Below are 24,397 nucleotides of genomic sequence, written 5' to 3' on the forward strand. Positions count from 1 at the left end.
CTGCGGTTATTCCCTTCGCGAGCGTTGATCGATCATCGATCAGAGGCGTATCGTCGCCTGTCGGGGCGCGACACCCCTGCCTGCCAAGCATCCACTCGCACTCCCGACCGACCGTCCGGAAAGGGGCCACCCATGCCCGATCCCGTACGTACCACGTACAGCCAGCTCGACCAGATCCCGGACCGGGACCCCGAGGAGACCGCCGAGTGGCGCGAATCGCTTGACGCCGTCACCAAGGCCGCGGGCCCGCACCGTGCCGCGTATCTCATGCGCCGCGCGCTGGAGCACACCGGTGCCCCCGGGCTCGCGCCCCTGGAGACGGACTACGTCAACACCATCCCGACCTCCGCCGAGCCCGGCCTCCCGGGCGACGAGGCGATGGAGGCCAGGATCACCGCCTGGAACCGCTGGAACGCCGCCGCCATGGTGACGCGCGGCTCGCGGTTCGGCGTCGGCGGCCACATCGCGACCTTCGCGTCCGCCGCCTGGCTGTACGAGACCGGCTTCAACCACTTCTTCCGCGGCAAGGAGGGCGACGGCAGCGGCGACCAGCTCTACATCCAGGGCCATGCCTCGCCCGGCATCTACGCCCGCGCCTTCCTCGACGGCCGCCTTTCCGAGCAGCAGCTCGACAACTTCCGCCAGGAGGCCGGCGGCAACGGTCTGCCCTCCTACCCGCACCCGCGGCGCCTGCCCTGGCTGTGGGAGTTCCCGACCGTCTCCATGGGCCTCGGCCCGCTCTCCGCGATCTACCAGGCGCGCTTCAACCGCTACCTGGCCAACCGCGGCATCAAGGACACCGCCAACTCACACGTCTGGGCGTTCCTGGGCGACGGCGAGATGGACGAGCCCGAGTCGACCGCCGCACTCGCCCTGGCGGCCCGCGAGGGTCTGGACAACCTGACCTTCGTCATCAACTGCAACCTCCAGCGCCTCGACGGCCCGGTCCGCGCCAACTTCAAGATCGTTCAGGAGCTGGAGGCCCAGTTCCGCGGCGCCGGCTGGAACGTCGTCAAGTCGCTGTGGGGCTCCGCCTGGGACGAGCTGTTCCAGCTCGACACCACCGGTGCGCTCGTCCGCCGTCTGCGCCAGGTGCCGGACGCGCAGTTCCAGACGTACGCCACCCGCGACGTCGCCTACATCCGCGAGCACTTCTTCGGCGCAGAGCCGGCCCTGGTCGAGATGGCCAAGGTGCTGACCGACGCGAAGATCGCCGAGTGCTTCCACACCTCCCGCGGCGGCCACGAGGCCCGCAAGGTGTACGCGGCTTACAAGGCGGCCGTGGAGTACCAGGGCGCGCCGACCGTGATCCTCGCGCAGACCGTCAAGGGCTACACCCTGGGCGCCGGCTTCGAGTCCAAGAACGCCAACCACCAGATGAAGAAGCTCTCGGGCAAGGAGTTCCGCGCCATGCGCGACCTGCTCGACCTTCCCATCCCGGACTCCAAGCTGGACGAGGAGCTCGTTCCGTACGGCCACCCGGGCGCCGACTCCCCCGAGGTCCGCTACCTTCAGGAGCGCCGCGCGTCCCTCGGCGGTCCGGCCCCGGCCCGCCGGGTCCACCCGGTCCCGGCGCTGCCCGCGCCCGAGGAGCGCGCCTTCAAGGCGCTGTACAAGGGCTCCGGCAAGCAGGAGATGGCCACCACCATGGCCTTCGTCCGCCTCGTCAAGGACCTGATACGGGACAAGCAGACCGGCAAGCGCTGGGTGCCGATCGTTCCCGACGAGGCCCGTACCTTCGGTATGGAGTCGCTGTTCCCCTCGGTCGGCATCTACTCGCCCAAGGGCCAGACGTACGAGCCGGTCGACCGCGACCAGCTGATGTACTACAAGGAAGCCACCGACGGCCAGATTCTCAACGAGGGCATCACCGAGGCCGGCGCCATGGCCGACTTCATCGCCGCCGCCTCGTCGTACGCGACGCACGGCGAGCCGATGATCCCCTTCTACATCTTCTACTCGATGTTCGGCTGGCAGCGCACCGCCGACCAGATGTGGCAGCTCGCCGACCAGCTCGGCAAGGGCTTCATCGTCGGCGCCACCGCCGGCCGTACCACCCTGACCGGTGAGGGTCTTCAGCACGCCGACGGCCACTCGCACCTGATCGCGTCCACGAACCCGGCGTCCCTCAACTACGACCCGGCCTTCGCGTACGAGATCGCGGTGATCGTCAAGGACGGTCTGCGCCGGATGTACGGCGAGAACCCCGAGAACGTCTTCTACTACCTCACCGTCTACAACGAGCCCAAGGTCCAGCCGGCCATGCCCGAGGGCGTCGAAGAGGGCATCCTGCGCGGCCTGTACCGCTTCAAGGAGGCCGCTCTCGACGGGTCCGCGGCTTCCGAGGCCCCCCGCCTCCAGCTCCTCGGCTCGGGTACGGCCATCCACTGGGCCCTGGAGGCGCAGCAGTTGCTGGCCGACGACTGGGGCGTAGCGGCGGACGTCTGGTCGGTGCCGTCCTGGACGGAGCTGCGCCGCGACGCCCTGGAGTGCGACGCCGCCCGTCTGGAGGGCGAGGACCGGATCCCGTACGTCACCCGTGCACTGGCCGGCGCCCCCGGCCCGGTCGTCGCGGTCAGTGACTGGATGCGTGCCGTCCCGGACCAGATCGCCCCCTGGGTCGAGCAGGACTGGACCTCCATCGGCACCGACGGTTTCGGTCTCTCCGACACCCGCGAGGCGGCCCGCCGCCACTTCGGCGTCGACCCGCAGTCGGTGGTCGTCCAGGCGCTGGCGTCCCTCGCCCGCCGCGGCGAGGTCAAGTTGGAGACCGTCAAGGAGGCCAAGGAGCGGTACGGCCTGTGAGATGTGGGCGGCCCTGGCCGACACCGGGTGCCGCCGACGTGGGCGGCCCCGGCCGACACCGGGTGCCGCCCGCCTTTGAGGGGCGCTCCCGTGCCGGGTGCGTCCGTCTTTGAGGGGCACCCCCGTGCGGGGTGCCGCCCGCCCCTTCAGGGGCACCCCCGAACTCCCGTGCGGAGGCCACCATCCCGCGCCCGGGGCCTCCGCACGGGAACCCTCCGGCCCGGCCGGTCATGCCCTGACAACGGCCGGGCCTTCTTATCTTTTTCCCCGCCGCCCACCCCCCTTCGGGGGGTGGGCGGGTGTGGTGGTGCGGTTCCGCGGCTTGGGCTCTCCCGCCCGCCCCGCCCGCCCTGCCTGACGCACCTGCCCCGCCTGACGCACCTGGCCCACCCGTCCCGTCCGGCGCACCTGGCCCGCCCGCCCCGCATCCCCTGCCCGCCCATACCGTCCCGCCCCCCGGCATTGTCAGTGGGCCTCGGCATGATGGGGGTATGCGTGCTGCCCGGCTGATCAAGATGGTGTTGCTGCTCCAGTCGCGGCCGTCGATGACGGCCGCCGAGCTGGCGCGGGAGTTGGAGGTCTCCGAGCGCACGGTCGCCCGGGACGTCCTCGCCCTCTCCGAGGCCGGGGTGCCCGTTTACGCGGACCGCGGCCGGGCCGGCGGCTACCGCCTCATCGGCGGCTATCGCACCCGTCTCACCGGCCTCGGCCGCAGCGAGGCGGAGGCGCTCTTCCTGTCCGGAGTCCCCTCCGCCCTGCGCGAGATGGGGCTCGCGGACGCCGCCTCCGCCGCCCGTCTGAAGGTCTCCGCCGCTCTGCTGCCCGAGTTGCGGGACGCCGCGACCGGCGCCGCCCAGCGCTTTCATCTCGACGCGCCCAACTGGTATCAGGAGCCCGAGCCCCCCGCCCTGCTGCCCGCGATCGCCGATGCGGTCTGGGACGACCGCCGGATCACCGCCCGCTACCTCCGTAAGGACACCGAGGTGGAGCGGGAGTTGGAGCCGTACGGCCTCGTGCTGAAGGCGGGGGTCTGGTATCTGGCGGCGCGTACGCGGGGTGACTACCGGGTGTATCGGGTCGACCGGTTCGCCGCGGTCGAGTTCGGCGGGGCGGACGAGCGTAGTGGCGCGGACGAGGGCAGCGGGACGGACGACAACGGCCAGGCCGGCATGCCTGGCGGGGGCGGAGGCCGCTTCGTCCGCGACGAGTCCTTCGACCTCCCGGCGTTCTGGGCGGAGCGGGCCACGCAGTTCACCCGCTCCCTCCTGCGCGAGGAGGTGGTGCTCCGGCTCTCGAAGCGTGGCGCGCTGCAACTGCCGTACGTCACCGAGCGCATGGCGGCCCGCGAGGCGATCGAGGCGGCGCAGGCCGCGGGCGGCCCCGACGCGCACGGCCGGCTGACCGTCACCCTGGCCGTGGAGTCCGCCGAGGTCGCCTACGCCCAGCTGCTGGCGCTCGGCCCGGAGGGCGAGATACTCGCGCCCTCCGGGCTGCGTGAGCGCTTCGCGGCGGCCGCCCGACGGACGGCCGCTCTGTATACGTAGCCCGCGCTACGTAACCCGAGGCGAGGGCCCCGCTACCGGTAGCCCGCCGCGCTCGCGTCCTTCCCCCCGAAGACCACGTCCTCGAAGTAGCCGAAGCAGTCGGGCCGGGAGCCGTCCGTGTCCGTGAAGTCGTACTCCTTCGCCAACTGGCCGCTGGAGAGCGACTGTCCGCTCCAGCGCCGCCTGTCCGGATCGGCGGCCAGCGCGCGGACCGAGCGGCCGATCAGAGCCGGCGACTCGGCGATGGCGAAGTGCGGCTCCTCGGCCACCGCGTCGCGCCAGGTCTCCTCCGTCACCCCGAAGTGGTCGAGCATCTCCTCGGACCGCAGAAAGCCGGGGGTGAGCGAGACCGCCGTGCCGTCGTACTCCGTCAGCTCGGCGGCGAGGCCGAAGGCCATGCGATGCGGGGCGTTCTTGGTGAGGTCGAAGCAGAGGTTGTCACGGTAGGTGCGGTTGAAGGCGGCGGTGCCGTCGGTGACCTCGACGACCAGCCCGCCGGGCCGCCTGATCAGCAGCGGCAGCGCGTAGTGGCCGGTGATGATGTGGGTGTCGATGCCGAGGCGGAACATCCGCAGCCCGTTGTCCAGATCGAGGTCCCACAGCCTGGTGTTGAACTCGATCAGCCGGTCGCCGCCCCAGACGCTGTTGACCAGCACATCCAGTCGCCCCTGCTCCCGGTCGATGCGCTCGATCAGCGCCTTGACCTGCGCCGGCTCCAAGTGGTCGGTCGGTACGGCGATCCCGGTGCCGCCCGCCGCGGTCACCAGCTCCGCGGTCTGCTCGATGGTCTCGGTGGGCCGGCCGACCTCGCTGACCCGCTCCCGGGTCGTCCGCCCGGTCACGTACACCAGGGCACCGGCCCGGCCCAGCTCCACCGCCATCGCACGGCCCGCGCCCCGGGTCGCCCCGGCTACCAGCGCCACCCGTCCCGCCAGTTCTTTCCGTTCCGTCACGTACGCCACTCCTCGCTGTCAGGTGCCTCGCATCCGTACACCGCGACCCTGACAGCGATACCCGACACCTTCTGTCCGGATTCCGTGGCCGTTTTACCCGCGACCCGCCACCGTTCCCGCCTACGGCCGAAGGGCCCGCACGCTCCCCCCGCCCCGCAGTCGTCCGACGACCTCGGCGGCGGCGTTCTGCCCGGCCGGTGCGGCGAGCGTGGCCGATGTGCCGGTGGCGCGTACCCCGCCCGTCGCGTCGATACCGCCGACCTCCCGGCTGCCGGCCGCGAGCAGGTACCACTTCCCGGACTTGGCCTGCCAGTGGACGTCACCGACCACATGCGGTCCGAAGCGGCTGCAGGCGGCGGTGTTGGCGGCCCGTCCGGCGATCCGCCCGGGGTCGGCCGGGCGGGTGGCGGGCGGCAGGAACTGTACGGTCACGCTGCCGGGCCCGCGCCAGGTGTCGGCACGGGTGCACACCCAGGTCGCGCTGCCGCCGTTCTCCGGGAGCTGCTGCGAGGCGAACGCCCAGGTGTTGACGGACCGTACGCCGGCGCCGCGCAGCGACCGTAGTTGACAGGCGGTATGGGCCAGCCCGGCCAGCGCCGCGGGGTCGGTCGCCTCGCGCGGGCCGCTGCCCGGCCGGTCGTCGGACGGTGGCGGCGGCAGGTACGTCAGATGGACGGGGACGAGATCGTCGAGGTCGGTGAGCAGGAAAGCGGGGTTCGCGACGGCGTCCACGATCCGCGTCGAGGACCGGAATTGCGCCACCGGCCAGCGTCCGCAGCCGGCGTCCGCCGCGGGCGGTGTCGGGATCCGGTCGGTGACCCCGTCCGGGGCCACATGAAGGCCGTGCGCCGGCGCGCCGGCCGCCAGCAGGTCGCGGACGGCGATGTCGGAGATCCACGGCGCGAGCAGATAGCGCATCCAGCCGTTGCCGCGGCCGATCACCAGCGCGGCACCGCTCGTCAGATCCGCGCCGTCGACGCGGGCGAAGTGCAGGCTGGGGGTGGCGTCTTCGGGTTCGGCGTAGCGGACCAGGCGCTCCCCGTCGTGGAGGACCACCACCATGACGTTGTCGATCAGGCCCGCGTACAGCAGCTGCGGCGGATGGTCGGGCGGCCGGGTGGAGGTGTCGGCGGCCGCGGTGATCCGGGCGTCGGCGGGTGGCGCCGCCCAGACCCGTAGCGCCCGCGCCAGCAGCTTTTTGTCGCCGGCCTGCCGGCCGCGGGCGGGCCAGGCGGTGAAGTCCACCCGGGAGGTGTCCGCCCACTGCTCGTTGGGGGTGCGCAGCAGCCGGGCCGGGTCCAGCGCCTGCTGTGCGGCGGTCTCGGCGTGCCCGGCCCGGTCCCCGTCGCCGCCCGGCACCCCGGCCACCACCGCGCCGATCGCCACTACGGCGGCGAGGGCGACCGATGTCCGCACCCGCTGCCGGCGGCGCAGCAGATCCGTCGGCCGGGTCTGTACCGTGCACGGATCGAACTCGCCCGAGTTCAGCAGCGTCACGGCGCCGGCCCCGGTCTCCCGGTCCAGCTGCCCGGCCGCCCGCTGCGCCGCGTCCGGGTCCTCGATGCCGGCCCGCGCCAGCACGGCGCGGGCCGCGTCCTCGTCCAGGCCCTCCAGATGCCACAGTCCGATGGCGGCCCGCACCGCCGCGGGGACGGCGGACAGCGCCTGGTCCAGGGCGAGTTCATCGGCGCCGCCGGCCCGGGGGAAGAGCCGCAGCCCCCACACCACGGGCACGGCCGGCAGCCCCAGGCCCTGCCGTCCCTCGTACGCCAGCGCCAGCCGCAGGGTCCGCAGCCGCACCAGGTCGTAGCCGGATTCGGCCGCCGGGCCGCGCTGGGCGGGCAGCCCGCCGTCCGGACGGCGTCGGCGGGCCCGCCACGGCAGCGCCCGCTGGACCAGGCCGTGCGCGGTCAGGACCCGGCGGTGGCGGCCCATCAAAGGGGGCAGTACGAGGTAGGCGAGGCGGACGAGCCGTGGGTAGTGCTCGACGATGGCCGCCTCGGCCCGCTCGACTTCGGCCCGGGTGCGTTCGTCCATGGGCATCGCCTGAAACAGCCCTTCACGAAATGGCAGATATGCCGTCGTTCGGTCGTTGCAAGCCTTCCAACGAGTGATTCTTGGGACGGTCACACGACGGAGCGCCGATCCGGAGGAGCGATCACCGCTCCGGACGCCCCGTCACCGGTCCGGATAACGACCCCGTCGCATCTGGGGTACTCGGCATGCGGCGCGCGGCGGCAGGGCAGATGCTGGAGCGGTGATGGACGAGACGGAGTTCTGGGAGCTGATCGACAGTTCGCGCGAGGCCGCCGAGGGCGACCCCCAAGAGCAGGCCGACGCGCTGGTCGAGCGGCTGCTCGGGCTCGACCCGGACGCCGTCGTGGACTTCGCCCGCCACTTCGAATCCCGTTACAACCGGGCGTACGCCTGGGATGTGTGGGCGGCGGCCTCCGTGATGCTGGGCGGGGCGAGCGACGATGCCTTCGACTACTTCCGCTGCTGGCTGATCGGCCAGGGCCGGGAGATCTTCGAGGGCGCGCTGCACGACCCGGACCAGCTCGCCGAGCTGCTGGACGACTTCGACGAGGCGGTGGACGGCGATGCCGAGGAGCTGGGATACGCGGCCGACGAGGCGTACGAGCAGATGACCGGCGGCGTGATGCCGGACCTGGGACTGCCCCCGGCGCCCCGCGAACCGTTCGGCACCTACCTCGACTTCGACGACGACCAGGCCCTGGCGGAGCGCTTCCCCCTCCTGTGGGACCGGTTCAAGCCATAGCGGGCGCGGCGGGCCGGGCCGCAGATGCCGCCATCGGCCCGTCGGTGCGGGCAGTATGGGCCGCATGCGGATCGCGATCACTGGCTCGACCGGTCTCATCGGCACGGCGCTCGTACAGTCCCTGCGCGCGGACGGACACGAGGTCGTCCGGCTCGTACGGCGTGAGCCCACCGCCGCCGACGAGGTGCGCTGGGACCCCAAGGGGCAGGAGGTCGACACGGCCGGGCTGACCGGATGCGAGGCGGTCGTCCATCTCGCCGGCGCCGGGGTCGCCGACCATCGCTGGACGGCGGCCTACAAACAGGAGATCCGCGACAGCCGGGTGCTGGGTACCCGGGCCATCGCCTCGGCCCTCGCCTCGATGGACACCCCGCCGCGGGTCTTTGTGTGCGGCAGCGCGATCGGCTACTACGGCGACACCGGTGACCGGCGTACGGACGAGAGCGCGCCGGCCGGTACGGGGTTCCTGCCGGAGGTCTGTGTGGCCTGGGAGGACGCCGCGAAGCCGGCCCAGGACGCGGGCATCCGCACCGTCTTTGCCCGCACCGGTCTGGTCGTGGCGCGCTCGGGCGGCGCCTGGGGCCGGCTCTTCCCGATCTTCCGGGCCGGCCTGGGCGGCCGGATCGGCGACGGCAGCCAGTACTGGAGCTTCATCTCCCTGCACGACCACATCGCGGCGCTGCGCCATCTCATCGACACCGAGGGCCTGGCCGGCCCGGTCAATCTCACCGCGCCGGAACCGGTCACCAACCGCGAGGCCACCGCCGTCATGGGCCGCGTCCTGAACCGCCCCACGCTCTTCACCGTCCCGGCGTCGGCCTTGCGTCTCGCGCTCGGTGAGTTCGCCGGCGATGTGCTGGGCAGCCAGCGGGTGATTCCGCGCCGGCTGCTGGACTCCGGGTTCACCTTCGCCCATCCCCGGATCATCGAAGCGGTGCGGGCCGCATAGCCGTGCGGCCCGCGCGGCCGTCCACTCCGCGTAGGCGTCCGGCCCGCAAGACCGAGCTTTGGCCAAGGGTGCTCCGGCGCGCCCCCGGGCGCCCCCTGTCGCCGGCGCCGCCGGCTCCCTACCGTCCTCGCACACACCACTCGGCATCCCGTGCGGCGGCACCGGGCATGACTTCGGTGCACCGCCGCTGGGACCGATCTCGGGAGGGCATGTGCTGCGCGCCGCATCGACCGTGGACGTCGTCATCGTGGGAGCCGGCCCGGCCGGTCTCGCCGCCGCCCGCCATCTGACCGGCGCGGGAGTGTCGGTCACCGTCCTGGAAGCCGCGGACCGGATCGGCGGCCGGTCCGTCACCGACCCCCTCGACGGCTTCCGGCTGGACCGCTGCGCCCGGCCGCTGGCCGTCTCCGCCGCCGAGCTGCGCCGCACCCCTGGCCTCGGCGGTCTGACGCGGCGTCCGTTCGCGCCCGGCCTGTGCGTCCACAACGGCCAACGGGCGCATCGCATCAGTGCGCCCCGGAGCACGAGGGGCGCACTCGCCGCGGCGCGCGCCCTCTCGCGCGCCGACCGCACCACCGGATCCGCCGCTCCCCCTGCCGGCGCCGCCTCGGCACCACCCGCCGACCGCGCCATCCGCGATGCCCTGGCGAGCCGCCCCACCTTCCCGCCGCGCGCCCATGACACGTTCCTGCGGCCCCTGCTCGGCGCGCTGCTGTGCGATCCGCAACTGCGCGGCTCCAGCCGTGGCGGCGCGGCGGCGCTGCGCGACTACGTGGAGGGCCGGCTCTGGCTGCCGGCCGGCGGCGCCTCGGCCGTCCCCGAGCTGCTCGCCGCCGCACTGCCGCCCGGCACGGTCCGTACGTCCGTGCAGGTCACCGCCGTCTCCACCACCGGCGTCAGCACCGCCGAGCACGGCCCCGTCCCCTGCCGCGCGGTGCTGGTGGCGACCGGTGCGCGGGACGCGGCCGAGCTGCTGCCGGGGCTGCGGGTGCCCGCCTTCCACCCGGTGACCGTCCTGCACCACACCGCCGGAGCGGCCTTCGGCGGCCGCGGCGCGCCCTCCCGCGACACCGCGCTCGTCCTGCCGACGGACGGCCCGGTCGGGTACACCTACCTGGCCGGCGCGATCGACCCGTCCCGTACGCCGCCAGGGCGGTCCCTGATCACCACGACCGTGCTCGGCGCCGCGGCGGCGCTGCCGCTGTCCGTCCTCGACAAGACGGTCCGGCCCCAGCTCGACCGGATCTACGGCGCCCGGAGCGACGACTGGCAGCTGCTGACCGGCCATCACGATCCCTACGCGGTCCCCGCGATGCCGGCCCCGCACGATCCACGCACCGTGCGGGTGCTGTCCGGTCTCTACGTATGCGGCGATCACCGGGACACCAGCACGCTCCAGGGCGCGCTGAACTCGGGCCGCCGGGCCGCCCGCGCCGTCCTCCAGGACTTCGGCCTGCCCGGTCTCACGACGGAGCCGGACACCGTGCGCACGGCAGCCTGACCACGACGGCCGGGCCCTGCCGCCCGCCGACGCGCCTCACCCCAGCGCCGCCACCCGTTCCCGGTAGCCCCGCACCGCCGCCGCGTCCCGGTACGGCTCCAGGCGGCGTTCGAACTCCCTGACGTACTCATGGGCCCGTACGGACCGCATCTCGGAGGCCTGTAGGGCCGCCTCGGCACCCAGCGTGCAGGCCTGCTCCAGCTCGCCCAGGCCCAGCCGCGCGGTCGCCAGCACCACCCGGCAGAAGAGCCGGCTGCGGGCGAAGCCGGCGGCGCGCAGCTGCAGGGAGCGTTCGGCGTGCTGGGAGGCCGCGCGGTACTGCTGGAGGTCGCGGTGGCAGTGCGCCAACTCGTCGGCCAGCTGCGCCTCGTCGAAGAAGCGCGCCCAGTACGGGGTGTCGTCGCCGGGGCGGGCGGTCTCCAGCGCCCGCTCCGCGCGGGCCAGCGCCGCCGTGCACGCCCGGACCTCGCCCAGGACGCCGTGGCCGCGCGCCTCAGCGGAGTGCAGCAGTGCCTGGACGACGGGCGGCGCGCTGCTGCCGATGCCCTGCTGTGCGACCCGCGCCAGCTGGACGGCCTCTCTGCCATGCCCCAGATAAACGGCCTGCCGGCTCATCGTCACCAGGACGTAGGAACCGTACGCACGGTCGCCGGCGGCCTGGGCCAGCCGCAGGGCCTGGACGAAGTACCGCTGCGCCAGGCCGTGTGCGGCAATGTCGTACGAGGTCCAGCCCGCCAGCCGGGTCAGATCGGCGGCGGCCGCGAACAGCCGACGGCCGGTGGCCTCCCCGTAGGTGCCGCGCAGCATCGGCTCGGCCTCGTGCTCCAGATAGCGCACCAGGGCCTGCCGGGCGTGGCCGCCGCCGTAGGCGTGGTCCAGCGCCCGGAACAGCTCGCCGACCGAGCGCAGCGCCGCGATGTCGCCGGAGGTGACCCGGGAGCCCTGGGTGCGGTCGACGCGGTCCGTACGGCGCTGCCGCGGCACCGAGACCCGGCCGCCCTGGGCGGGCACCCGGACCGAGCCGTCGGCGGCGGTCTCGCCGCGAGCCACGCGTTCGTCGGCGCGGCCGATCAGCCAGTCCCGGCTGGGCACCACGAGCCCGGCCGGGGTGAAGGCGATCTTGCGGAGCTCGGCATGGCTGCCGGAGTCCTTGCGCCACAGACCGCTGACGATGTCCACCGCCTCACTGGGGGTGGCGGCGAATTCCAGCCCGGCGTACACCGGCGCACAGGCGTCCAGCCCCAGGTCCTGGGCGGACAGCCGGCGCCCGAGCCGGCGGGTGAACACCTCGGCGATGAGCGCGGGGGTGGTGCCCCTGGGCTGCTGGCCGCGCAGCCAGCGGGTCACCGACGTCTTGTCGTAACGGAGGTCGAGGCCGTGCTCGATGCCGAGCTGATCAACCCGTCTTGCCAGCCCGGCATTGGAAAATCCCGCCTCGGCGATGAGCGCGGCGAGCTGGCGGTTGGGCGTGTGGTGCGGGGGTCGTTCCGTCATCAGCTTTACCGGTCTCCTGCCTTCCGGGCCGGGCAGCCGGTATCGGCGGCCCCTGTCCGGCATGCTCATCGCCCTTGTGGAACGGCGTGAATGTAACGGCCTTCGGAACCTTTCTCGCGGCCTGCGCCACGCGTTCATCCGATCGTGTGAGCAGGGGCGGGGGCAGGTCGGACACCGGCCGCCTGCGGGCACCGGGAGCGGCGGCCGTACAGTGGCATGGGCGCGAAGTGGCATCAACGTTGCAGCAAAGTGCAACAGAGGTTCGAAGAGGAGCTGCCGTGACTGCGATCTCTCGGGGGGAGACCCCCGCACCCGAGGGGCTGCGCTTTGTGCATCTGGGCTTCGGCGCCGACGCCGTGGACTACGAATCGGCCTGGCAGGAGCAGCGCCGGGTGCACGCCGCCCGGTTCGTCGACGAGGTACCGGACACCTGTCTGCTGCTGGAGCATCTGCCCGTGTACACCGCGGGACGGCGTACGTCCGAGGACGAGCGCCCGCTGGACGGGACCCCGGTCGTCGACGTGGACCGCGGCGGGAAGATCACCTGGCACGGGCCGGGCCAGCTGGTGGGCTACCCCATCCAGAAGCTGCCGCGCCCGGTTGACGTCGTCGCCCATGTCCGCCGCCTCGAAGAGGCGCTGATCCGGGTCTGCGCCGAATTCGGCGTGCAGGGCACCCGGGTCGAGGGCCGCAGCGGTGTGTGGATCCTGGGCGACCCGGTGGAGCAGCGGGCGGCCCTGGGCGGGCTGAACCTCGACTTCGACCCGCGGGTGACGGACGAGCTGTTCGACCCGCGGCTGAACGGCCCCGAGTACGCACCGTCCAACGCCGGCCAGCGCCGCGAGGACCGCAAGCTCGCCGCGATCGGCATCCGCGTCGCCAAGGGCGTCACGATGCACGGCTTCGCGCTGAACGTGAACCCGGACAACACCTCGTTCGACAAGATCGTGCCGTGCGGCATCCGGGACGCGGGCGTCGCCTCGCTGGCCAACGAGCTGGGCCGGGAGATCACCATCGCCGAGGTGCTGCCCGTCGTCGAGAAGCACCTGCGGGACGTCCTGGAGGGCGCCGAGCTCCTCCCCCGAGCGGTCTGACCCGAGGGCCGCCACCATGAACCCCGGACACCGCCGGGAATGCAACCCCGCCGTAGAGGGTTGCCACGCACGTAAAGACGTGCGAATCAACGGGCGTACCCTGGTGTACGCCGAAGAAACGAAGTCGTAGGGAGCCGGACGTGTCCGCAGTCGCACCCGACGGACGCAAGATGTTGCGCCTGGAGGTCCGGAACAGCCAGACCCCCATCGAGCGCAAGCCCGAGTGGATCAAGACCCGGGCGAAAATGGGTCCCGAGTACAACCACCTCCAGGGCCTGGTGAAGAGCGAGGGCCTGCACACGGTCTGCCAGGAGGCGGGCTGTCCCAACATCTTTGAATGCTGGGAGGACCGCGAGGCGACCTTCCTCATCGGTGGCGACCAGTGCACCCGCCGCTGTGACTTCTGCCAGATCGACACCGGCAAGCCGCAGGAGCTGGACCGCGACGAGCCGCGCCGGGTCGCCGAGTCCGTGCAGACCATGGGCCTGAAGTACGCCACGATCACCGGCGTCGCGCGCGACGACCTGGAGGACGGCGGCGCCTGGCTCTACGCCGAGACGGTCCGGCAGATCCACGCGTCGATGCCCGGCACCGGCGTCGAGCTGCTCATCCCGGACTTCAACGCGGTCCCCGAGCAGCTGGCGGAGGTCTTCTCCTCCCGCCCCGAGGTCCTCGCGCACAACGTCGAGACGGTCCCGCGGATCTTCAAGCGGATCCGCCCCGGCTTCCGGTACGAGCGCTCCCTAGAGGTGATCTCCAAGTCCCGCGAGGCCGGTCTGGTCACCAAGTCGAACCTCATCCTGGGCATGGGCGAGGAGCGCGAGGAGATCAGCCAGGCGCTGCAGGACCTCCACGACGCGGGCTGTGAGCTGATCACGATCACCCAGTACCTGCGCCCCTCCGTGCGCCACCACCCGATCGAGCGCTGGGTCAAGCCGGCCGAGTTCGTGGAGCTCAAGGAGGAGGCCGAGGAGATCGGCTACGCCGGCGTCATGTCCGGCCCGCTGGTCCGCTCCTCCTACCGCGCCGGCCGCCTTTACCAGCAGGCCATCGAGCGGCGCGAGGTCGAGGCGTCCAGTCAGGCGGTTTGAGCTCCCCGGCGCGCCATCTTGTGAAACGTGGCACATGCTGGAGAACACGCGGCCCGCACTCCCCCGACGGGGGGCGTGGCGGGCCGCGTCAACGTTTCATTGGTGTTTGACCGGCAGGTCATCCGTTGGTAACACCTTTCCGTGACGATGGATGCACGCACCGCTCCCGCACCACCCCTGCTTCACCGATAGCCAGAGGGAGTCACCCACCATGCAGGCCGCGCCGCTCCGCGCCACCCCCGCCCTCCCCATCCCCTCCGTCACCGGCGCACTGCGCGCCGTCGAGGCCGTACTGATGCGCGGCGGGCAGCGCACCGCCCGCCGTAACGCCTGGACGTCGGTCCTGGAGGACCGCCGCCGTGCCAAGGACCGGTACGAGGCCGAGTACGTACTGGAGGCCGCGGCGACCCAGCGCCCGCACGCCACGTAGACTGCGCTGTATGGCGAGGAAGGTAAACGCTGAGGGCGCTGTCGGCGCTGCCGGCGCTGAGAACCCCGGGCGGCTGAAGCAGATCGCCCTGACCTACAAGATGACCCGTCGGGTCGACTCCAAGGTCGGTCTTGTCGTCGCTGGTGTAGGCATCGTCGTATTCGGCGTTCTCCTTGCCATCGGCTTCGCGATCGGCCACCCCATCTACGCGGGAATCCTGGGCTTCGTCCTGGCCTTCCTCGCGATGGCGATCGTCTTCGGACGGCGCGCCGAGCGAGCTGCCTTCGGGCAGATGGAGGGCCAGCCCGGTGCGGCGGCCGCCGTGCTGGAGAACGTCGGCCGCGGCTGGACGGTCACCCCCGCGGTGGCCATGAACCGCAACCAGGACGTGGTGCACCGCGCCGTCGGCAAGGCCGGCATCGTGCTGGTCGGCGAGGGCAACCCGAACCGTCTCCGTGGCCTGCTGGCCGCCGAGAAGAAGCGGATGGCGCGTACCGTCGCCGACGCCCCCGTCCACGACATCGTGGTGGGCGACGGCGAGGACCAGGTGCCGCTGAAGAAGCTCCGTACGACCCTGCTCAAGCTGCCGCGCGTGCTCCCCGGCGCTCAGGTCACGGCGGTCAACGACCGGCTGCGTGCGCTGGGCGACCTGATGAGCAACATGCCGGTCCCGAAGGGGCCGATGCCCAAGGGCATGCGGATGCCCAAGGGCGGCGGCAAGACGCGCTGACCAGGCCGCGCTGACCCGAACATCCGACGGATACGGCGAACGCCCCGGAGCTCAGGCTCCGGGGCGTTCGCCGTATGAGCGAGCGGTCGAACGCGTCACATACGGACCTGGACGGCGCGCGCGAGGCGATCGTGGAGACCCCGGCCGTCCCGATCCCACACCACGGCCGGAATGACCACGACAAGCAGCACCGTGCGCAGCAACACCCGCGGCAGCGTGATCCGGCCACCGCCTTCCGCGATCACCCGCAGGCCCAGCAGCCGCTTGCCCGGTGTAAAGCCGACCGTGCCGACCGTCAGCACACTGAGCACCGCGAAGACCACCAGCGCCCAGTTGCTCGCCGACTGCGCCTTGCCGCCGCTGAGGAGGCCGTACGCGATGAGCATGCACAGCGCCCAGTCGATGAAGAGCGCGGCGAAGCGGCGCCCGGGGCGCGCGAGCGAGCCGGGGCCCTCCTCCGGCAGCCCGAGCCGCTGCCCGCGGTATCCGAACTCGACACCCATGTCCTCGGCTGCCGCGCGGGGCCCGGAGATCCACGATCCGATTGCTTGCCTGTTGTCCACCCGTCCACGGTACTGCGACCGCATACGTTCGATTCGCGGAGGGCAGGTACGGGCGGGCGAGGGCCCGTACGGGCGACCGAAGAAAGGGGAATCACGGCGGGGACCAAATGCCCCACTTTGGAGCACACTGGGTGATAAGGGCGGCCGCGCGCCGGTTAACCTCGGCGAAACAAATGGGTCATGCTTGGGAAATCCCGCCTGCCTATGGTCGGGCAAGCGCGCCACCGCACATGGACGCGCTCCGAGTAGCAACCCCGCGTCCGCCGACCGGTGACCGGGCTAGGAGGAGTTGGATGTTCCAGAACGCCGACGAGGCCAAGAAGTTCATCGCGGACGAGGACGTCAAGTTCGTCGACGTCCGATTCTGCGACCTGCCCGGTGTGATGCAGCACTTCACCATCCCGGCGAAGGCGTTCGACCCGGCCGAAGAGCTCGCGTTCGACGGCTCCTCGATCCGCGGCTTCCAGGCCATTCACGAGTCCGACATGGCCCTGCGCGCGGACCTGTCGACGGCTCGTGTGGACCCGTTCCGCCGCGACAAGACCGTCAACATCAACTTCTTCATCCACGACCCGATCACGGGCGAGCAGTACAGCCGCGACCCGCGCAACATCGCCAAGAAGGCCGAGGCCTACCTCGCCTCCACCGGCATCGCGGACACCGCGTACTTCGGTCCGGAGGCGGAGTTCTACGTCTTCGACAACGTCCGCTTCGAGACGTCGGCGAACCAGTCGTTCTACCACATCGACTCCGAGGCCGGCGCCTGGAACACCGGGTCGGAGGAGAACAACCGCGGCTACAAGGTCCGCTACAAGGGTGGCTACTTCCCGGCCCCGCCGGTCGACCACTTCGCCGACCTGCGCGCCGAGATCTCCCTGGAGCTGGACGCGGCCGGCCTGCAGGTCGAGCGTCAGCACCACGAGGTCGGCACGGCCGGCCAGGCGGAGATCAACTACAAGTTCAACACCCTGCTCGCCGCCGCCGACGACCTGATGCTCTTCAAGTACATCGTGAAGAACGTCGCCTGGCGCAACGGCAAGACCGCGACCTTCATGCCCAAGCCGATCTTCGGTGACAACGGCTCCGGCATGCACGTCCACCAGTCCCTGTGGCAGGGCGGCGCGCCCCTCTTCTACGACGAGCAGGGCTACGCCGGCCTCTCGGACACCGCCCGTTACTACATCGGCGGCATCCTCAAGCACGCCCCGTCGCTGCTGGCCTTCACCAACCCGACGGTGAACTCCTACCACCGCCTGGTCCCCGGCTTCGAGGCCCCGGTCAACCTGGTCTACTCCCAGCGCAACCGCTCCGCGGCCATGCGTATCCCGATCACGGGCTCCAACCCGAAGGCCAAGCGCGTCGAGTTCCGCGCCCCGGACCCGTCCTCGAACCCGTACCTCGCCTTCTCCGCCCTCCTCCTGGCGGGCCTGGACGGCGTCAAGAACAAGATCGAGCCGGCCGAGCCGATCGACAAGGACCTCTACGAGCTCGCCCCCGAGGAGCACGCGGGCGTCCCCCAGGTCCCCACCTCCCTCCCGGCCGTCCTCGACGCCCTCGAGGCCGACAACGAGTACCTCCAGCAGGGCGGCGTCTTCACCTCCGACCTGATCGAGACCTGGATCGACTACAAGCGCACGAACGAGATCGCCCCGATCCAGCTGCGGCCGCACCCGCATGAGTTCGAGCTTTACTTCGACATCTAAAGAGCAGGGTCGGGTGACCTGGGCGGGAACCCGGAAGACCTGCTGCGACCTGCGAAAACGCTGCTCGTAACTTCTCGTGGTTCCCGGCTGTTTTCCACCCCCTTGTGCACCGCGTGTGCACCGGTCCACCCAAAGCCTGACCCGACGTCAGCACAGCAGTGGGGCCGCCACTCCGTTGGAGTGGCGGCCCCACTGGTTTGTCAGCGCGGTCAAGACAAAGAACCCGTCCGCCGTGCCTTCTTGGTCTCCAAGCAATCGGCCGGGTCGGCGACCTTCGGTGATGGCTGCTGCAGGTCGCTGACCTGGCCTTTTGCTGATTGCTGGCGATGGGGTACGACGGTCTTGATCGGGTGTCTTGCGCGCTGCCGAATGGGCTGAGAGGAACGCGCCGTAGCCCGCTTCCGCTTCCGTGTATCGCCTGCAAGGGCATCGATTTTGCCGAGAGGCTGGGCCGCCACCACTGGTCCGTAGGGCTACGGTGGCGCGGCTGACCGTTTGCGGACGCGTGCACCGCCGCTACGAGCGCTACCTGATCGTCGCAGGGGCGCCGCAGGCCGATCTGCTGCCGCCAGTTCTGCCTGCAGGGTGACGGGACTTGTCCAGGGTTTTGTTCGCCGCCTGGAAAGCCGCACTCCTCAGGTCAAGAAGAGCATCGGGTGGTACCCCGCAGGTGCCTGTCGAGCGACGGTCTTGGCGTGGTGACGAGGCGGGGCCGTGTTGCCGGCGGAGGCAGTCCGCAAGACGGGCCTGGATGCGGCGATATCGGCGGCGCTGGCACCGTGGCGCAAGCAGCGGGCGGTGCACGCTCCGGGCAAGATCCTGCTGGATGTCGCGCTCGCGGCCGCACTCAGCGGGGGCTTCCTGGTGAATGTCGGGATGGTGCGGGCCGAGCCGGCACCCTTCGGGCCGGTGGCTTCCGACCCCACCGCCTCACGGCCTACCGCGACGGCCAGCCCGTCAACCACGACGTAGCCGACGCCAGCACGTCATTTCCGAGCCGGAGCCCAACTCCTGCGGCCACTCCCCACTGGATCCCCGTGTGCGGCACGAACACGTTCGTCCAGGGGCATCAGGTTCCTGGTCCGTCGCGGCCGGCGACAACGGCGCCCTTCGCGACCACTTCGAAACCAGCCACGACGGTGCCCTCCCCACACTCACTGCAACGGTCCTCGACGGCTTCGTCGCTGAGACCGGCTTCGTCCTCGAATCGCCGTAACTCCAGTCATTCAAGGTCAGTAGGGCCTCTCAATTGACAGACCCCGAAGCTGGGTCGTCTGCCGGTGGGGGCGGGACAGGCGGCTGGACATGAGAGTGAGGAACTCCCACGGGATGTGCGCTTCGGTGACTTACGCACGGGGCTGAGGTGGGCGTGTGAGGCAGCTCACGCCCGGGGACTGCATAGCGGGACGTGGGTCAGTGCCTTTGTAGGGGTGTAGGCGAGTGATCGAGGCGGGGGACGGCGTTGATGAGGCAGTTGCGAACCGATGCGTTCGACCGGTTCGTCGCGGCTCGTTGGCCGGCACTGCTTCACCTGGCGCATCTGCTCACCGGCGGAGATCGGCATCGGGCCGAGGATCTGCTGCAGGAGGCGCTGGTCAAGCTGTGGTTTGCGTGGCCGAGGGTGGCCGAGCAGGCGCCGGAGGCGTATGTGCGCCGGGTGCTGGCACGTGCGGCGGCTCGCTCGGCGCGACGTCGCTGGTGGGGCGAGCGTCCGGTGGAACGGTTGCCGGAGCTTCCCGAGGCCGGCGATGTGGCCACTGCCGTGGAGGAACGGACTCGGTTGGAGGCCGCGCTGGCATTGCTGCCGGTGCGACAGCGCACCGCGGTGGTGCTGCGCTATTACCAGGACCTGTCCGAGGTGCAGGTTGCCGAGGCGCTGGGGTGTCCGGTGGGCACCGCCCGCTCCCTTACGTCACGAGGCGTGACGCGGTTGCGGCAGCTCCTCGGTGACGCCATCGAGCCGGTGAAGTGAAAGGAGACATCATGGAAGACTTCGAACACGAACTCGCGCGGATGATGCGCGATACCCAGGCAAACACCCCCTTTGAGGACCAGCACCGGCAGCGGTTGCAAGCTGGGGTCCGTGCCCGTCGGCGTGCTCGGACGGTCTGGATGGCCACCGGCTCGGCGCTGACGATCGCGGGGCTCGGCGTCGGGCTGGAAGTCCTGCCGAGCGCTTCCGCTCAAGGCGGGCCCACCGTTCCTCATCACCAACCCACCTCCACGACCGCGCCGGTCCCCATCCCGACCCGCACCTGCACGACCGTGCCGGTCCCGATTCCGACCCACACCTCAACGACCGTGCCGGTCCCGATCCCCACCCGCACCTGCACGACCGCGCCGGCCCCGATCCCGACCCACACCTCAACGACCAAGTAGCGCCGGCCAAGGTTCGGGCTATGGCGGTTGAGGAGCGGACGGTAATGGCAGGAATGTCGAGACCAAGGTGCGGGGATCTTGGAGCGGCGGGCATCGACCCGCCGGCGGAACAGCCTGACGCCAAACTGACAGCGCGCGCCCGGGATGGAGGAGATGGAGTGGGAGGGCCGTAAGTACGCTTCGAAACTCGCCGCTTACCTGCGCGACTCCGTTTCGGCAGCGGCACCGGGGCGAGGAGCGCCTCGCCCGTGCGAGCGCTGCGCCGCACTGCTGCTGGAGCTTCGAGTCGACCACCACCGACCGCCCGCCGACCGGCAGATCCGCGAGTCGACACCGGTGATACCGGGTACCTGCCGCTTCGGTTGCCCACGCCGCGACCAGGCCACCGGGCCGCAGCGGGTCAGGCCACTACCCGAACCAACTTGCCGTCGACATCCACGTGCCGGGCACCTACGGCAGCAACCATCTGACGGAAGATGATCTTCAGAACCTCTACATCAGCAACAACGACACTGCCACGGTGTCTGTTGGCCCCACCGCCATCGCGCAGAGCCGTTTAGTTCGCAGGCAATCAGCCACTGAGATGGTCCCGCTGGCGAAGGCGCCACCAAGAGATCGCCATGCGATGCCACTGCCAAAGACGTGCCCAGCGCCGCGAGCTCCATGACTTCACGTCAGTCCTGGCTGCACTCAGCAACCTTCTCCTGACCAGCGACGACAGCTGCCTGCAACTGGAATATCGAGGCGTATCCAGATTGGCAGAGGTCATGGGCTATCAGCCCGAGAAGACAACCCTGCTCGATCCAAATTTTTCCCCATGCGCCTTACGTGACCGATTGGTTCAGGCGCCGAATGACTCCACCCTGGCAAGCCGTCATCAACGGGTGCTCCGACCGCCGAGTGGCAGCAACTCGGCGGGCAAGGACAGTCGGGAATCAATGCAAATACCTATCAACTTGCGAGACTAAGGACGATTTGAAAAAGTGCCTACCGTATTCGTCAGGGTTTTCAAAGCGTCCGGTCTTCGAAAAAAGATACTCTTCACGCTGGGAATCTTGCTTCTCTATCGGTTGGGGCAGAACGTTCCGGTCCCCGGGGTGGATTATCGGAGCGTTACGCGGTGCATCAAGGAGGGTGTCGGCAACGGCGGCCTCTTCGGCCTGATCAACACGTTCAGCGGTGGTGCGCTACTGGAGCTCACCATTTTCGCCCTGGGGATCACGCCGTACATCACGGCGAGCATCATCCTTCAACTGCTCACGGTGGTCATTCCGCGCCTGGAGGCGATGAAGAAGGAGGGCCAGGCGGGTACCGCGAAGATCACCCAATACACCCGGTACCTGACGCTGGGCCTGGCGGTGCTCCAGGGCGCCGCCCTGGTGGCCAAAGCCCAAAGCGGTGGGCTCTTCCCCACCTGCCAGGTCCGCACCCAGATCGTCCCGGACATCTCGATCTTCAAGACCTCCGTCATGGTCATCACCATGACCGCCGGCACCGCCGTAGTGATGTGGCTCGGAGAGCTGATCACCGATCGCGGCATCGGCAACGGCATGTCAATCCTGATGTTCACCTCTCTCGCCGCCAGCTTCCCGGCCAACCTGGGGGATATCAAGAAGTCGGGTAAAATCCTGGGCGGCTGGGGCGAGTTCGCCATCGTGATCGCGGTCGGCCTCTGCATGGTTTGCCTCGTGGTCTTCGTCGAACAGGCGCAGCGCCGGATCCCGGTCCAGTACGCAAAACGAATGATCGGCCGCCGTTCCTACGGCGGCACTTCGACCTACATTCCACTGAAGGTGAACCAGGCGGGTGTAATTCCCGTCATCTTCGCCTCATCACTGCTCTCCATCCCCAGTTTGATCGATCTCGGCGGTAACTCAGCATCAGGATGGACCCGGTGGATCGCCACCAATCTCGCCAGGGGTGACCAACCGATCTATCTGACACTTTACTTCCTGCTGATCGTTTTCTTCGCGTTCTTCTACGTCGCCATCTCCTTCACCCCCAAAGAAATTGCCGACAACATGAAGAAGCATGGCGGCTTCATCCCCGGTATCCGTGCTGGCCGACCCACCGCTGACTACCTGGGCTACGTGCTCAACCGGATCACCTGGCCGGGAGCGCTCTACCTGGGGCTTATCGCCCTTGTGCCCACAGCGGCACTGGTGCTGTTCAACGGCAGCAATTTCCCGTTCGGCGGCACGAGCATCCTCATCATCGTGAGCGTCGGATTGGAGACCGTGAAGCAGATCGAGAGTCAGCTCCAGCAGCACAATTACGAAGGGTTCCTGCGCTGACGCGCATCGTCCTGGCTACGATGGCCACGTAGCCAGGACGAACAATCGCGGAATGCCGACTCAACCTCGCTCTTTCAGAGGATTTCCGAAGCTTGGGATTCCATCGTGGGCTTGAGCGGCTTGAGCGGCTTGAGCGGCTTGAGCGGCTTGAGCGGCTTGAGCGGCTTGAGCTGATCATCGGTTGTCGGCTGAGCCACGGGGGCCTTCGTCGGCTGGGTTGGTGGCAGCGGCCTACTCGTAAGCCCAGGCCGGGTCGGCCAAAGATCAGGCCTTCTTCGTCTCCAAGTAGTCGGCCAGGTCGGTGAGTTGCAGCGATCCTTGCTGTACTGCGCGTCGCCCTCCGAGGATCAGGGCAGACCGCGAGAGGCAGTCACTTGTCCTCACACGAGTGCGGGCGGTGAGCCAGGTGGTAGCGAGGCCGAGTGCGGTCCAAGCCCGATCCGCCCCAGAGGCGGCATGGCCACCGGTTCCGGGTCAAGCATGGACCCCCAGGGTGACCGGCGCGGTCAATCGCAGGTCAGCGTCGCGTAATGGCAGGTCATGGGGATGACCTCGGTCCACGTGCTGACAGCCGTCAGCAGTCTCGACGTCTGTGACGCTGACGTAGGCCGTCTCGCCGTCAGCTACCGCGCCAACCTGGACCAGGGAGACGTCGATATCCTCTTCGCCGCCGGTCCCGGTCCCGGTCCCGGTCCCGGTCGCCTGGCCCTCGGCGACATCCACGCCGCGACGACGCCTACCTGGTACCGCTCTTGGGCATTACGAGCGGTGATTTTTGCGATGCCGTGGTAGGCAGTCAATGACATGACGCCCACCCCCGCCCCAATGACCGCACCTTTGAGTCGATCGCTCCTGGTATAGAGGCCGCCGCCGTAGGCAGGACTGGTGGAGCCCGGGCCCAGAGACAGTGTGAAGGCGGTGGCTGTAGCGGGCGTGGCCACTTTTCGAGGCTTCGGGTGGGGAATATGGAGAGCTGCCATGGCGGATCCTCCTCGGCGGGAGCGGATGCCTGGCTGGCCCCTGCGGACGGGCTCGTCCGATCGCGGAGAGCCAGGTCCAGGGTGTGCGACCACGGTGACAGTTTCCGGCCCGGCTGCCTACGCCGGGGACAGGAGCTGTGTGGGCGCACGGGTGCGGCAGCCCCCGCCGGTGTGCCTTCGCGCTCTACTTCGACATCTAGAAAGCAAAGCTCGAACTCGGCGCGCAATAGTCGAGAAGCCTTGAGTGGTTGTTTCCGTCCGACATCGGCGGAAACAACCACTCATTGCGTTTTCCCGCGGGGTGGCAGGTGGTCAGGGGCGGAGCAGGTAGTCAGGGGCGGAGGTGCGCGGGCCGGCTCAGGTGCGGGTGCAGTCGGGGCACAGGCCCCGGTAGGTCACCTCGGCCTCGCGGACGGTGAAGCCGAACCGCTCGGAGGCGGGCAGATCGGCCAACGGGTCGCCGCCGGGGTGGACGTCACGGATAGCGCCGCACTGCGAGCACACCAAGTGGTGGTGTGGGCGGTGGGCGTTCGGGTCGTAGCGCTTGGCGCGGCCGTCGGTGGCGACCTCGATCACCTCGCCGAGCGAGACGAGTTCGCCGAGAGTGTTGTAGACGGTCGCGCGAGAGATCTCGGGCAGCCGGGCGGTGGCTCGCGCAAGCACCTCGTCTGCGGTGAGATGAACATGGTCGCCGTCGAGTACCTCGGCGACCACCCGGCGCTGTGCGGTCATCCGCCAGCCACGTCCGCGAAGCCGTTCCAGCAGGTCACTCATGCGCACCAGCCTAACTGTGCATCGCCTGAAAAGAATCCGTACGGGCCTGGTTGTCGTATTGACTTGGATTGAGTCCATCGTAGGATCGGCTCCAGCGAGAGCCAAGGGACAGGACAACAGCAGGAAAAAGCATGTGACGGTTGAGGAGACGCATCCGCTCGGGTTCGAGGGACGCGTCGTGTCGTCGCTGACGGCGACTGCGCGGTCGGCGAGGCCCCTGCCCGAGCGCACCGACGACCCCGGCTTGCCGAACGACGAGGTCGAGGTCATCTACTGGAGCCTGTGTCCCGACCGTTCCAGCGCCCGCAGTTCCTGAGCACCGTGATCCGCCTGG

General features: G+C 70.0%; 20 protein-coding genes and 1 pseudogene. 15 read left to right on the top strand and 6 right to left on the bottom strand.

What is annotated here, in order from left to right:
* Positions 1-132: 132 nt before the first annotated feature.
* Together aceE and KI385_RS13480 are read left to right on the top strand one after the other, a co-directional pair.
* Complete coding sequence (gene aceE, locus KI385_RS13475) at positions 133-2,805, top strand: pyruvate dehydrogenase (acetyl-transferring), homodimeric type (RefSeq protein ID WP_238572428.1); 2,673 nt, start codon at positions 133-135, stop codon at positions 2,803-2,805.
* 491 nt (positions 2,806-3,296) lie between these two features.
* Positions 3,297-4,349 carry a helix-turn-helix transcriptional regulator gene (locus KI385_RS13480; RefSeq protein WP_238572430.1) on the top strand — a complete coding sequence of 351 codons (1,053 nt, stop codon included), beginning with the start codon at positions 3,297-3,299 and terminating at the stop codon, positions 4,347-4,349.
* A gap of 32 nt (positions 4,350-4,381) precedes the next feature.
* On the opposite strand, the gene KI385_RS13485 is transcribed toward KI385_RS13480, so the two are convergent.
* The gene (locus tag KI385_RS13485) at positions 4,382-5,302 is read right to left on the bottom strand and encodes an SDR family oxidoreductase (protein ID WP_238572431.1); all 921 of its coding nucleotides are present in this window, start codon (positions 5,300-5,302) and stop codon (positions 4,382-4,384) included.
* 120 nt (positions 5,303-5,422) lie between these two features.
* Positions 5,423-7,339 (bottom strand): hypothetical protein, encoded by a 1,917-nt coding sequence (locus KI385_RS13490; RefSeq protein ID WP_238572432.1) that lies wholly within the window; start codon positions 7,337-7,339, stop codon positions 5,423-5,425.
* Positions 7,340-7,562: 223 nt separating this feature from the next.
* Here KI385_RS13490 and KI385_RS13495 point away from each other — a divergent pair, with 223 nt between their 5' ends.
* The 3 genes from KI385_RS13495 (at position 7,563) to KI385_RS13505 (ending at position 10,531) form a co-directional block, all read left to right on the top strand.
* On the top strand, positions 7,563-8,081 hold the full coding sequence (locus KI385_RS13495) for a DUF4240 domain-containing protein (RefSeq protein ID WP_128508962.1): 519 nt from the start codon (positions 7,563-7,565) through the stop codon (positions 8,079-8,081).
* A 55-nt stretch (positions 8,082-8,136) separates the two neighbouring features.
* Positions 8,137-9,030 carry a TIGR01777 family oxidoreductase gene (locus KI385_RS13500; protein WP_238572433.1) on the top strand — a complete coding sequence of 298 codons (894 nt, stop codon included), beginning with the start codon at positions 8,137-8,139 and terminating at the stop codon, positions 9,028-9,030.
* Between the two features lie 211 nt (positions 9,031-9,241).
* Complete coding sequence (locus KI385_RS13505) at positions 9,242-10,531, top strand: FAD-dependent oxidoreductase (protein WP_238572434.1); 1,290 nt, start codon at positions 9,242-9,244, stop codon at positions 10,529-10,531.
* Between the two features lie 36 nt (positions 10,532-10,567).
* Here the strand turns inward: KI385_RS13505 and KI385_RS13510 are convergent, their stop codons facing one another.
* Positions 10,568-12,025 carry an NsdA family TPR-like regulatory protein gene (locus KI385_RS13510; RefSeq protein WP_238572435.1) on the bottom strand — a complete coding sequence of 486 codons (1,458 nt, stop codon included), beginning with the start codon at positions 12,023-12,025 and terminating at the stop codon, positions 10,568-10,570.
* Positions 12,026-12,303: 278 nt separating this feature from the next.
* Here KI385_RS13510 and lipB point away from each other — a divergent pair, with 278 nt between their 5' ends.
* The 4 genes from lipB (at position 12,304) to KI385_RS13530 (ending at position 15,370) form a co-directional block, all read left to right on the top strand.
* Positions 12,304-13,119 carry a lipoyl(octanoyl) transferase LipB gene (lipB, locus tag KI385_RS13515; protein WP_238572437.1) on the top strand — a complete coding sequence of 272 codons (816 nt, stop codon included), beginning with the start codon at positions 12,304-12,306 and terminating at the stop codon, positions 13,117-13,119.
* Positions 13,120-13,259: 140 nt separating this feature from the next.
* The gene (gene lipA, locus KI385_RS13520; protein WP_238572438.1) at positions 13,260-14,210 is read left to right on the top strand and encodes a lipoyl synthase; all 951 of its coding nucleotides are present in this window, start codon (positions 13,260-13,262) and stop codon (positions 14,208-14,210) included.
* Between the two features lie 211 nt (positions 14,211-14,421).
* Positions 14,422-14,640 carry an SCO2195 family GlnR-regulated protein gene (locus KI385_RS13525; protein WP_128508958.1) on the top strand — a complete coding sequence of 73 codons (219 nt, stop codon included), beginning with the start codon at positions 14,422-14,424 and terminating at the stop codon, positions 14,638-14,640.
* Positions 14,641-14,650: 10 nt separating this feature from the next.
* A complete protein-coding gene (locus KI385_RS13530; protein ID WP_238572439.1) occupies positions 14,651-15,370 on the top strand; it encodes a DUF4191 domain-containing protein in 720 nt (239 codons plus the stop codon).
* A 95-nt stretch (positions 15,371-15,465) separates the two neighbouring features.
* On the opposite strand, the gene KI385_RS13535 is transcribed toward KI385_RS13530, so the two are convergent.
* Entirely contained in the window at positions 15,466-15,933 is a 468-nt protein-coding gene (locus tag KI385_RS13535; RefSeq protein WP_238572440.1) for an RDD family protein, read from the bottom strand.
* Between the two features lie 293 nt (positions 15,934-16,226).
* On the opposite strand from KI385_RS13535, the gene glnA reads away from it, so the two are divergent.
* The 5 genes and pseudogenes from glnA (at position 16,227) to secY (ending at position 22,309) form a co-directional block, all read left to right on the top strand.
* Positions 16,227-17,636 carry a type I glutamate--ammonia ligase gene (glnA, locus tag KI385_RS13540; RefSeq protein WP_238572442.1) on the top strand — a complete coding sequence of 470 codons (1,410 nt, stop codon included), beginning with the start codon at positions 16,227-16,229 and terminating at the stop codon, positions 17,634-17,636.
* Positions 17,637-18,254: 618 nt separating this feature from the next.
* Positions 18,255-18,572 (top strand): annotated as a pseudogene (locus KI385_RS13545) (IS1380 family transposase); the annotation flags it as partial.
* A 529-nt stretch (positions 18,573-19,101) separates the two neighbouring features.
* Entirely contained in the window at positions 19,102-19,608 is a 507-nt protein-coding gene (locus KI385_RS13550; protein ID WP_238572444.1) for a SigE family RNA polymerase sigma factor, read from the top strand.
* A gap of 11 nt (positions 19,609-19,619) precedes the next feature.
* Complete coding sequence (locus tag KI385_RS13555) at positions 19,620-20,015, top strand: cellulase (RefSeq protein ID WP_238572445.1); 396 nt, start codon at positions 19,620-19,622, stop codon at positions 20,013-20,015.
* Between the two features lie 983 nt (positions 20,016-20,998).
* Entirely contained in the window at positions 20,999-22,309 is a 1,311-nt protein-coding gene (secY, locus tag KI385_RS13560) for a preprotein translocase subunit SecY (protein ID WP_238572447.1), read from the top strand.
* Between the two features lie 74 nt (positions 22,310-22,383).
* Here secY and KI385_RS43920 read toward each other — a convergent pair whose 3' ends face one another.
* Both KI385_RS43920 and KI385_RS13565 read right to left on the bottom strand, forming a co-directional pair.
* Positions 22,384-22,506, bottom strand: a complete 123-nt coding sequence (locus KI385_RS43920) for a hypothetical protein (protein WP_281066850.1) — start codon at positions 22,504-22,506, stop codon at positions 22,384-22,386.
* Between the two features lie 1,140 nt (positions 22,507-23,646).
* Entirely contained in the window at positions 23,647-24,063 is a 417-nt protein-coding gene (locus KI385_RS13565) for a Fur family transcriptional regulator (RefSeq protein ID WP_238572449.1), read from the bottom strand.
* Between the two features lie 133 nt (positions 24,064-24,196).
* Here KI385_RS13565 and KI385_RS13570 point away from each other — a divergent pair, with 133 nt between their 5' ends.
* Entirely contained in the window at positions 24,197-24,379 is a 183-nt protein-coding gene (locus KI385_RS13570; RefSeq protein ID WP_342593449.1) for a hypothetical protein, read from the top strand.
* Positions 24,380-24,397 lie beyond the last annotated feature (18 nt).

The organism is Streptomyces inhibens, assembly GCF_022221585.1.
Lineage (GTDB): Bacteria > Actinomycetota > Actinomycetes > Streptomycetales > Streptomycetaceae > Streptomyces > Streptomyces inhibens.

Coding starts and splice junctions, on each gene's coding strand:
- aceE (WP_238572428.1), top strand. CDS start 133: ATGCCCGATCCCGTACGTACCACGTACAGCCAGCTCGACCAGATCCCG.
- KI385_RS13480 (WP_238572430.1), top strand. CDS start 3,297: ATGCGTGCTGCCCGGCTGATCAAGATGGTGTTGCTGCTCCAGTCGCGG.
- KI385_RS13490 (WP_238572432.1), bottom strand. CDS start 7,339: ATGGACGAACGCACCCGGGCCGAAGTCGAGCGGGCCGAGGCGGCCATC.
- KI385_RS13495 (WP_128508962.1), top strand. CDS start 7,563: ATGGACGAGACGGAGTTCTGGGAGCTGATCGACAGTTCGCGCGAGGCC.
- KI385_RS13500 (WP_238572433.1), top strand. CDS start 8,137: ATGGGCCGCATGCGGATCGCGATCACTGGCTCGACCGGTCTCATCGGC.
- KI385_RS13510 (WP_238572435.1), bottom strand. CDS start 12,025: ATGACGGAACGACCCCCGCACCACACGCCCAACCGCCAGCTCGCCGCG.
- KI385_RS13525 (WP_128508958.1), top strand. CDS start 14,422: ATGCAGGCCGCGCCGCTCCGCGCCACCCCCGCCCTCCCCATCCCCTCC.
- KI385_RS13530 (WP_238572439.1), top strand. CDS start 14,651: ATGGCGAGGAAGGTAAACGCTGAGGGCGCTGTCGGCGCTGCCGGCGCT.
- glnA (WP_238572442.1), top strand. CDS start 16,227: ATGTTCCAGAACGCCGACGAGGCCAAGAAGTTCATCGCGGACGAGGAC.
- KI385_RS13550 (WP_238572444.1), top strand. CDS start 19,102: ATGAGGCAGTTGCGAACCGATGCGTTCGACCGGTTCGTCGCGGCTCGT.
- KI385_RS13555 (WP_238572445.1), top strand. CDS start 19,620: ATGGAAGACTTCGAACACGAACTCGCGCGGATGATGCGCGATACCCAG.
- KI385_RS13565 (WP_238572449.1), bottom strand. CDS start 24,063: ATGAGTGACCTGCTGGAACGGCTTCGCGGACGTGGCTGGCGGATGACC.